The sequence below is a fragment of the Geobacillus sp. LYN3 genome (genome assembly GCF_003064505.1).
In the GTDB taxonomy this organism is placed as follows: Bacteria; Bacillota; Bacilli; order Bacillales; family Anoxybacillaceae; genus Parageobacillus_B; species Parageobacillus_B toebii.
The window spans coordinates 1,981,139-1,990,028 of sequence record NZ_QCWL01000001.1 but is presented as its reverse complement, the minus strand read 5'-3'; the positions used below and the strand labels follow the sequence as shown (position 1 = coordinate 1,990,028).

The window sequence follows — 8,890 nt, the reverse complement described above, 5'->3', positions numbered from 1 at the left end:
TGTCAACCAGCCGAACGCGGCAGCCAATTAGGCTAGCTGCAAGCCCACGGCTTTAGCTGTTGGGTAGTTGACACTCCTAGCATGATGTTCGATTACCGAAAAGAAATTCCGCTTGATGATGTGCCAAAATATAAAGAGCATGATGATGCGGCAGCAACGAATGAAACAATAAGCGTAAAAAAGCCAATTTCCTATCCGTTTGAGTATAGGAAAGATATACCGTTACCTGATGTCACAAAGTAAATCGTTTGCATTCATTGTTGCGTAGAGTACGATGCAGATAAAGATCATAAGGAGGAAACACATAGATGCCAGCACAGCGTCGCATCCGTCGTGTAAAAACGGTACAAATAGAGACAAATAGCCCGATTCATCGAAGCGGGCCGGTGCTAGAGCCGGGAAATTGGGAAGAATACGATCCGTTTTTGATGCTAATGGAGGATATTTTCCAACGCGGGACGTTTGACTTTCATCCGCATCGCGGCATTGAAACGGTGACGTACGTGATTGACGGTCAGTTGGAACATTTTGATAGCAAAGCCGGCCACGGAACGCTTGGTCCCGGTGATGTGCAGTGGATGACGGCAGGACGAGGGGTGATCCATAAAGAAGATCCGGCGCCAGGCTCGACCGTGCACAGTTTGCAGCTATGGATTAATTTGCCGAGCGCAAAAAAAATGACAGAGCCGCGTTATCAAAATTTAAAAGCAAGCGATATGCCTGTCCGGCGTGAAGAGGGAGCAATCATCCGCGTATTTTCCGGGTCATCAAAAGGAGTAAAAGCCCCGACACTCAACCATGTTCCGGTTACGATGGTGGAAATGGTGCTCGAACCAGGAGCGAGTATCGTGCAAGATTTGCCAGGAAGCTACAACGGCTTTCTGTACATTTTAGAAGGTAGCGGAACATTCGGCGCCGATGCCACGGAAGGAAAAGCGGGGCAAGTATTGTTTTTAAGCCGCGTTAAAAACGAGACAGAAAGCGAAATCACTGTCACCGCCAAAGAAAAACTGCGCCTCCTCCTTTATGCCGGTGAGCCAATTAACGAGCCGGTTGTCGCTTACGGACCGTTTGTGATGAATACGCAGGAAGAAATCCGCCAGGCGATCCGCGATTATCAAGAAGGAAAATTCGTTGAATAACTATAAAAAAGCGTTCCGATATGGAGCGCTTTTTATAGTGGGATTATTTACAAAATTCAGACTAAATAGATACAATTGTTTTTGGGAAACAAAGCGAGTTATTTATTATGAGCGATAAACCAATCCATATCTGCAATTTTCGGATGGAGATGTTTGCGGCGAACAAAAAACAACGGATCATCATAACATCGGTGAGCAAACGTATCACATTTTGTTAGACGGAGACAAATACGGTGTTGTTTCTGAATAATGACAGAAGCGAGGGAAGGATATGAAAATTGAATTTTTAGGAACAGGCGGGGCAGTGACGATTCCGCGTCCGCTTTGCCAATGCCGTGTATGCGTCGAGGCGCGTACGAAAGGAATCCCTTACAGCCGCAGCGGTCCAAGCTTATTTGTGCACGGACCAGACGTCTTAATCGATACGCCGGAAGATATTTATATGCAGATGAATCGTTCTAAAATTAAACAAATCAACGCCGTGTTTTACTCGCATTGGCATCCTGATCATGTAATGGGAAGGCGGGTGCTGGAGTCCATCAATGCTGATTTTCGAAATGATCCTCCCGCTTCCACGACGACGGATGTCTACTTGCCACAGCAGGTCGCCATCGACTTTCAGCACCGTCTCGGCAGCGGCGAACATCTTTCTTTTCTCGAAAAGATGAAATACATCCGCCTTCACACGTTGCAAGACGGGGACAGCGTATCGATGGAAGGAGTGGAGATTCGCCCGTTCCGCTTAGCCGAAGACTATGTGTATGCGTTTTTATTTTCGGACGGGGAAAAGCGGGTGCTGATTGCGATGGATGAATTGAATAATTGGGATCCCCCACGAGAAGTACAGGAAGTAGATGTAGCGGTTTTACCAATCGGTATTTTTGAGTTTCATCCGCTGACGGGGGAGCGGCTACTATCTGAACATCACCCTGTCTTAAAAATAGAAGCAACATTTGCAGAAACGTTGGATATTATTCGCAAATTAAAGGCGAAGAAAACCATATTGACCCATATTGAAGAAATGAACGGGTTAGGCTTTGATGATCTCAAAGAAATAGAAAAACAGTTGCAAAAACAAGGGCTGTCCATCGAAATCGCCTATGATACGATGATAGTAGAAGTATAGTTTTTCGTTGTGGAGAGGACACTAGTGTTCTCTTTTTGTTTTTTTGGTTATTAACAAAAATAAGAATATTTTATATAATTTAATTAAATAATTAGATAATTTCCTAAATAACAAAATAAGCATGGTGAACGTATATGAAAATAAACCTTGTTTATAAAGCACTTGCTGACCCAACACGAAGAGATATTTTAAACTTGTTGAAAAACAGAGATTTAACGGCGGGGGAAATCGCCGATCATTTCCGTATTTCCAAACCAAGCATTTCCCATCATCTTAACTTGTTAAAGCAGGCGGATTTGGTGCACGCCGAAAAAGAAGGGCAGTACATCTATTACTCCATCAACACAACAGTGTTGCAAGATGTATTAGTTTGGCTTTTATCATTACAAGAAGGGGAGAGGAAGAAGGAATGAAAAAGCATTGGTATTTTTTCTTGTTGATCATCATTAGTGCGGGGATTTCCTTATGGGCATATCCGCGGCTACCGGAGGAAGTTCCGATTCATTGGAACTTTTCGGGGGAAGTAGATGGCTATGCATCAAAGCTTTTCGCCGTTTTATTTGGGCCGATTTTCTTGACATGGATTTATGGGATATTGTTTGGGGTGTCGAAAATCGATCCGCGCAAAGAGAATTATGAAAAATTTGCAGGAGCGTATCGTGTTTTTATGAACGCGTCATTAACGTTTTTCGTCGTCATTCACATCGCCGTTATTTTTAGCGGTCTTGGTTATGATGTCAATATGGATTGGATTGTAAATATAGGGTTAGGTCTGCTTTTTATCATTCTCGGAAACTATATGCCAAAAGTTAAAGCGAATTATTTCATAGGCATCCGCACGCCGTGGACGCTGGCGAACGAGACCGTTTGGGCGCGGACGCATCGTTTTGGCGGCAAAGTGTTTTTCATCGGGGGAGGGATGCTCATCGTTTCCGCTTTTATGCCTTCATCGATTCGCGGCTTTCTTCTCATTTCATCCATTGCCTTTATCGCGGTTGTGCCGATTGTGTATTCTTATTTCGCGTATAAAAAAGTAACGCAGATATAGAGACGAGTGTCAATCATTTTTGATTTTGATATGATAGAATACAAAGCTATTCAATCTATTGTATAGGAGGCATTTACTGTGAATTCAGTCATCGAAACAATTTTGCAGCACCGTTCGATTCGGAAATTTGAAGACCGTCCATTAACGGACGAGCAAATTCGCACGATCGTCGAATGTGCGCAAGCGGCGTCGACATCAAGTTACGTACAAGCTTATTCCATCATTGGGGTGAAAGATAAAGGGACGAAACGGAAGCTTGCCCAAATCGCGGGAAACCAGTCTTATGTTGAGAACAATGGCCATTTCTTCGTGTTTTGCGCTGATTTTCATCGTCATGAAGTGATTGGCGAAATGGAACAGAAAGAGGTACTGCCATCGCTCGAGAGCACGGAAAAGTTTATGGTCGCGCTTATTGATGCAGCGCTGGCGGCGCAAAACGCAGCCATCGCCGCAGAATCGCTGGGACTCGGCATTTGCTATATCGGCGGACTGCGCAACAACTTGCCGGAAGTGTGCAAGCTGTTGAAAGTGCCAAAGCGGGTCATTCCGCTCTTCGGGCTTGTCGTCGGCTACCCGGCGCAGCAACCTAATAAAAAACCACGCCTGCCGTTTGAACACGTATACCATGAAGAAACGTATGAACAAGACCGCAGTAAATTCGAAGAGCAGTTGAAACAATATAATGACATCGTTTCCGCGTATTACGAGCAGCGGACAAACGGCAAACGCCGCGATACATGGACTGGGCAAATGGCCAATATGCTCAGCAACCCAGTGCGCATGTATATGAAAGAATTCGTAGAAGGAAAAGGGTTTAATCTACGTTAATCTCGCTTCAAAACGAAACGGGATTTTTTTTGAAAAAAGAAACAATTATTGTCAGTCTATTGGCATGAAACAAATGAATGTTTTTATGCATATTTATCTCGAGGGCTTCGCGCTTTCCTTATTATTTGTCCTTTTGTGATCGCCTTTTTCGGCATCGGGATTAATTAACAGCCGTAGAAAGCAGGAGATAAAGTCAATGCCGGCTTTGTTACATAGTGACGGGAACGATTTTTCTTTATTAAAAAGGAACAGCCATGCAATTGTAATGTATCGCTGATTATCAGGGATCAGCGGTTCATTCTTGCATAATGGCGAAGCAACTAAAGGAGTTTTATGCTAGAAAAAGATTAATGCATTTCAATTGTTATTTATACCCCTTACCGGTATAATGTATATAGAACAATGGAATGAGGTGAAATTCATGAATCATCGTGAAGAGAATCAGCTCAATCCAAAAATGGTTCCGCGGACGGAAGAAGAAATTGAGGGCATTGTCAAGCGCTTAAAGCGCATTGAAGGACAAGTGCGCGGCGTGCAAAAAATGGTTGAAGACAATCGCTATTGCATCGATATTTTAATCCAAATTTCCGCAATTGAAGCAGCGTTGCATAAAGTCGGATTGAATTTGCTAGAGCGACACGTTCGTCATTGCGTCGCCAAGGCGATTCGCGAAGGCAACGGTGACGAATCGATACAAGAATTAATGACCGTTATCCAGCAGTTCTCGAAATAGAGGAGGAAGCACCATGGGTGAGAAAAAGCATGTTACGTTGCATATTACCGGCATGACGTGCGCCGCATGCTCGAGCCGCATCGAGAAAGTGCTCAATAAAATGGACGGAGTCGAGGCGAACGTCAATTTAGCAATGGAAAAAGCAACGATCGAGTATGACCCAACGAAACAAAGCATTCACGATATTCAAGAAAAAATCGAAAAACTTGGGTATGGTGTGGCGACCGAAAAGGTGATGCTGGATATTGAAGGGATGACATGCGCTGCTTGTGCGGCGCGAATTGAAAAAGGTTTGCGGCGCATGGAAGGCGTGGAAAGTGCTACGGTCAACTTAGCAACAAACAGCGCGGTGGTGGAGTATAAGGAAGGCATCACATCGGTCGAAGCGATATTAGAAAAAATAAAAAAACTTGGCTATAAAGGACAAGTGCGGAAGGAAGAAGAGAGCGCGGGCTTCAAAGAAGAACAGTTGAAACAAAAACAGCGGCAGCTTATGATTTCGATTATTTTATCGCTTCCGCTTCTATATACGATGATTGCGCATCTTCCGTTTGATCTTGGTCTGCCGATGCCCGCTTGGCTGATGAATCCGTGGGTGCAGCTTCTGTTAGCGACACCTGTCCAGTTTTATATCGGCGGTCCTTTCTATGTCGGCGCGTATCGCGCGCTAAGGAACAAGAGCGCGAACATGGACGTCCTTGTCGCGCTCGGCACGTCTGCCGCTTACTTTTACAGCTTGGTGGAAGCGGCTAAAACGATTGGAAGCCCTCACTATATGCCAAATTTATATTTTGAAACAAGTGCGGTGCTTATCACGCTTGTGCTTGTCGGCAAATACTTCGAAGCGCGGGCAAAAGGGCGGACGACCGAAGCGATTTCAAAGCTCTTAAGTTTGCAGGCAAAAGAAGCGCTCGTGCTTCGCGACGGAAAAGAAGTCAAAGTTCCGCTCGAACAAGTGGCAGTCGGTGACACGATTATCGTCAAACCAGGCGAAAAAATACCGGTAGACGGTATCGTGATTGCGGGAGCGTCCGCTGTCGATGAGTCGATGATTACAGGGGAATCGATTCCGGTTGATAAAAAAGAAGGCGACCGCGTCATTGGCGCAACGATCAACACGACAGGCACTCTTACGATTCGGGCGGAAAAGGTCGGAAAAGACACAGCTTTAGCGAATATCGTGAAAATCGTCGAAGAAGCTCAAGGTTCGAAAGCGCCGATTCAACGGATGGCCGATGTTATCTCGGGAATTTTTGTGCCGATTGTTGTTGGTATTGCTGTGTTGGCGTTTATTGTCTGGTACTTTTTTGTTGCACCGGGCGATTTGCCAAAAGCGTTGGAAGTGGCGATTAGCGTGCTTGTCATCGCTTGTCCGTGCGCTCTCGGTCTTGCTACGCCGACATCGATCATGGTCGGCACCGGAAAAGGAGCGGAACACGGCATCCTCTTTAAAGGGGGTGAGTACTTAGAAGAAACGCATAAAATCAACGCGGTGCTATTGGATAAAACAGGAACGGTGACAAAAGGAAAGCCACAAGTGACGGATGTCCTTGAATTTCAAGAAGGAATGCTTAATTTTGCGGTGTCGGCGGAAAGCGCTTCGGAACATCCGCTCGCGCAGGCGATTTTCGAATATGGCAAACAGCAACAAATCGCTGTGAAGCCGCTTGAGCACTTCGCGGCGCTTGCGGGCCACGGTATTGAAGCGAAAATCGATGGCAAACGTGTTCTCGTTGGAACGAGAAAACTAATGAAAGAAAACAACATCGACATTTCTCGACATGAAGAAAAAATGATACAATTAGAAATAGAAGGAAAAACAGCGATGTTCGTGGCCATTGATGGACAGCTTGCCGGCATCATCGCCGTCGCTGATGCGATCAAAGAAAATGCCAAAGAGGCGATTCAAGCATTAAAACAAATGGGGCTTGACGTCTACATGGTCACAGGCGACAATGAACGGACGGCAAAAGCGATTGCCAAACAAGCGGGAATCGACCATGTATACGCCGAAGTGCTTCCGGAGGACAAAGCAAACATTGTCGAAACACTGCAGCGTGAAGGCAAACGGGTGGCCATGGTCGGCGACGGCATTAATGACGCTCCGGCGTTGGCAAAAGCCGATATCGGCATGGCAATCGGCACGGGAACGGATGTCGCCATCGAAACGGCCGATGTCACATTAGTTGGCGGCGATTTATCGCATATTCCGAAAGCGATCGAGCTTAGCCGTAAAACGATGACAAATATTCGGCAAAACTTGTTTTGGGCGCTGTTTTACAATACGATCGGCATCCCGGTTGCCGCCGCTGGACTGTTGGAACCTTGGATCGCCGGAGCGGCGATGGCGTTTAGCTCCGTATCGGTAGTAACGAACGCACTTCGCTTGAAGCGAGTGAAACTATAAAAACATAAGGAGGAATACATCATGACAACAACATTACAAGTACAAGGAATGACATGCAACCATTGTAAAATGGCTGTCACAAACGCTCTTCAAGAGTTAGAAGGAGTCAACCGCGTCGAAGTGCATTTGGAAAAAGGCACGGTTGATGTCGATTTCGATGAAACGAAAGTCAGCATTGCCCAATTGAAAGAAGCTGTTGAAGAACAAGGTTATGATGTGGAATAAACGAAGGCCTCCCTTTTTCTAGGGGAGGTCATTATTTTTCTTCCAAAAATTGTTTTCTTATCGAAAGGAGCATATCCAAATAGTTCGAATCCACTTTTTGGTGATCATTTTCTTACAAAAACATCATGAGAAAGGATACCAATATCTCTTTGTCAAAATGCACAAGAATTGCCATCGCATTTTCACTGATTTGACAGGTTACAGCGTTGGTATATGTGAAGAAACATGCAATATGTAGCTGAAGTGGCTTGCTGTATGGTTTTCTTGTGCGCAATCGCGTTGTCCATCAATAATGTAAGGGATAATAGTATTAATTTTTTGCAAGCTGTAGACATAAAAAATAATAACTAAACACATTTATTAGTCTCAAAGTCCTTAAATAAAAAGGAAAGGAATCCACCTTTCCTCTCTTTTTGTGGGTATATTTCCATGATATAGTAAATCTGGTTACCTACTAAAAGTAGGAGTTTTACTAATGTAGGAGGTATAAGCATTTTGTTAAACATCTATAAAAATGTATGAAATCATGTAAATATTTCCTGTTATTGGACGTGGCGAATGTTCTCCATCTTTTTCTATCGTCCCCTGTCTTATCATAAAAAATCATCTCCCCCTTCCTCATGTAAAAAGGAAAGGAAGAAGATTTAGCGAATATATGTTCTTAAGGGTCCAAACAAGGGGGAAGGCAAGGGGATGAAAACGGTTCGGGGGATGAAAATCGTTTCTCATGATGAATTACAACTTCGTTCATTAGATGAGTTGATGCGCGTTTTTGGTTCCGCGAAGCGATACGCGTTCAACCGTTTGCTGGAGGGAAGGAACGCCAAAGACATCATCAAGCACCTTCCACACCAATTTCAGCTCAACAAACGGTACGCCGAAGACGCGGTCTTGCTTGTTCAATCACTGATTTCTTCTCAACGTGAGCTGCTCCCAATGCGCTTGGAGGATGTGCAGGCGAAAATCGAAAAAACCGAAAAGAAAATCGATGAGTATCAACATGGAAGAAAAACACCGAAAAACATTGATCTTCAAACATGTCTACGTGGATTGCACCAGCGGTTAGAAAAGCTCAAAGCGAAAGAAGCCGAGCTAAAGCACCATCTCGACCAAGGAACGATTCCACGTGTGATTTTTGGTGGAAAAGAGAACTTTTATAAGCGCTTGAAAGGAAAAATCACGAACGAAGAATGGAAAGATTTGCGCTCGAATCAGTTATATGAAAAAGTATGGGTTATCCGTTCATGAAAGCGCCGCTTTGGTGATTGGCAGACGGGGGTTAGGGCATCAGGAGCGGTTGCCAAAAGAACTCATTGACATCATAAAAACGAAAGTGAAACGCCATTTGATTGCCGTTTTAGGGTCGATGGAAGAATCCTAT

Annotated in this window: 10 protein-coding genes; all 10 read left to right on the top strand. The window is 44.6% G+C overall.

Translation table 11 applies throughout. The features are described from left to right. Window positions 1-81 precede the first annotated feature (81 nt). The 10 genes from DCC82_RS17460 (at window position 82) to DCC82_RS10295 (ending at window position 8,757) form a co-directional block, all read left to right on the top strand. Window positions 82-243: a hypothetical protein gene (locus DCC82_RS17460; protein ID WP_158268584.1), complete on the top strand. Its 162-nt coding sequence runs from the start codon at window positions 82-84 to the stop codon at window positions 241-243. A gap of 65 nt (window positions 244-308) precedes the next feature. Then, window positions 309-1,142 carry a pirin family protein gene (locus DCC82_RS10335; RefSeq protein ID WP_097354553.1) on the top strand — a complete coding sequence of 278 codons (834 nt, stop codon included), beginning with the start codon at window positions 309-311 and terminating at the stop codon, window positions 1,140-1,142. Between the two features lie 271 nt (window positions 1,143-1,413). Then, window positions 1,414-2,268, top strand: coding sequence for an MBL fold metallo-hydrolase (locus DCC82_RS10330; protein WP_097354552.1), 855 nt, complete (start codon window positions 1,414-1,416; stop codon window positions 2,266-2,268). A 134-nt stretch (window positions 2,269-2,402) separates the two neighbouring features. Continuing rightward, window positions 2,403-2,681, top strand: a complete 279-nt coding sequence (locus tag DCC82_RS10325) for an autorepressor SdpR family transcription factor (protein WP_097354551.1) — start codon at window positions 2,403-2,405, stop codon at window positions 2,679-2,681. Continuing rightward, entirely contained in the window at window positions 2,678-3,316 is a 639-nt protein-coding gene (locus tag DCC82_RS10320; RefSeq protein WP_097354550.1) for an SdpI family protein, read from the top strand. The genes DCC82_RS10325 and DCC82_RS10320 overlap by 4 nt, the downstream gene beginning before the upstream one ends. 78 nt (window positions 3,317-3,394) lie before the next feature. After that, window positions 3,395-4,144 carry an oxygen-insensitive NADPH nitroreductase gene (gene nfsA / locus DCC82_RS10315; protein WP_097354549.1) on the top strand — a complete coding sequence of 250 codons (750 nt, stop codon included), beginning with the start codon at window positions 3,395-3,397 and terminating at the stop codon, window positions 4,142-4,144. Window positions 4,145-4,565: 421 nt separating this feature from the next. Further along, a complete protein-coding gene (locus DCC82_RS10310) occupies window positions 4,566-4,877 on the top strand; it encodes a metal-sensing transcriptional repressor (protein WP_015863985.1) in 312 nt (103 codons plus the stop codon). A 13-nt stretch (window positions 4,878-4,890) separates the two neighbouring features. Continuing rightward, window positions 4,891-7,284 carry a heavy metal translocating P-type ATPase gene (locus DCC82_RS10305; RefSeq protein ID WP_062678597.1) on the top strand — a complete coding sequence of 798 codons (2,394 nt, stop codon included), beginning with the start codon at window positions 4,891-4,893 and terminating at the stop codon, window positions 7,282-7,284. A 21-nt stretch (window positions 7,285-7,305) separates the two neighbouring features. Then, window positions 7,306-7,509 carry a copper chaperone CopZ gene (gene copZ / locus DCC82_RS10300; RefSeq protein ID WP_015863983.1) on the top strand — a complete coding sequence of 68 codons (204 nt, stop codon included), beginning with the start codon at window positions 7,306-7,308 and terminating at the stop codon, window positions 7,507-7,509. Window positions 7,510-8,202: 693 nt separating this feature from the next. After that, the gene (locus DCC82_RS10295) at window positions 8,203-8,757 is read left to right on the top strand and encodes a transposase (RefSeq protein WP_082798163.1); all 555 of its coding nucleotides are present in this window, start codon (window positions 8,203-8,205) and stop codon (window positions 8,755-8,757) included. Window positions 8,758-8,890: the final 133 nt, after the last annotated feature.

What these genes read in the sequence shown, in the direction of transcription:
- DCC82_RS10330 (WP_097354552.1), top strand. Translation starts at nt 1,414, where the DNA reads ATGAAAATTGAATTTTTAGGAACAGGCGGGGCAGTGACGATTCCGCGT.
- DCC82_RS10310 (WP_015863985.1), top strand. Translation starts at nt 4,566, where the DNA reads ATGAATCATCGTGAAGAGAATCAGCTCAATCCAAAAATGGTTCCGCGG.
- copZ (WP_015863983.1), top strand. Translation starts at nt 7,306, where the DNA reads ATGACAACAACATTACAAGTACAAGGAATGACATGCAACCATTGTAAA.
- DCC82_RS10295 (WP_082798163.1), top strand. Translation starts at nt 8,203, where the DNA reads ATGAAAACGGTTCGGGGGATGAAAATCGTTTCTCATGATGAATTACAA.
- DCC82_RS10305 (WP_062678597.1), top strand. Translation starts at nt 4,891, where the DNA reads ATGGGTGAGAAAAAGCATGTTACGTTGCATATTACCGGCATGACGTGC.
- DCC82_RS10335 (WP_097354553.1), top strand. Translation starts at nt 309, where the DNA reads ATGCCAGCACAGCGTCGCATCCGTCGTGTAAAAACGGTACAAATAGAG.
- DCC82_RS17460 (WP_158268584.1), top strand. Translation starts at nt 82, where the DNA reads ATGATGTTCGATTACCGAAAAGAAATTCCGCTTGATGATGTGCCAAAA.
- DCC82_RS10325 (WP_097354551.1), top strand. Translation starts at nt 2,403, where the DNA reads ATGAAAATAAACCTTGTTTATAAAGCACTTGCTGACCCAACACGAAGA.
- DCC82_RS10320 (WP_097354550.1), top strand. Translation starts at nt 2,678, where the DNA reads ATGAAAAAGCATTGGTATTTTTTCTTGTTGATCATCATTAGTGCGGGG.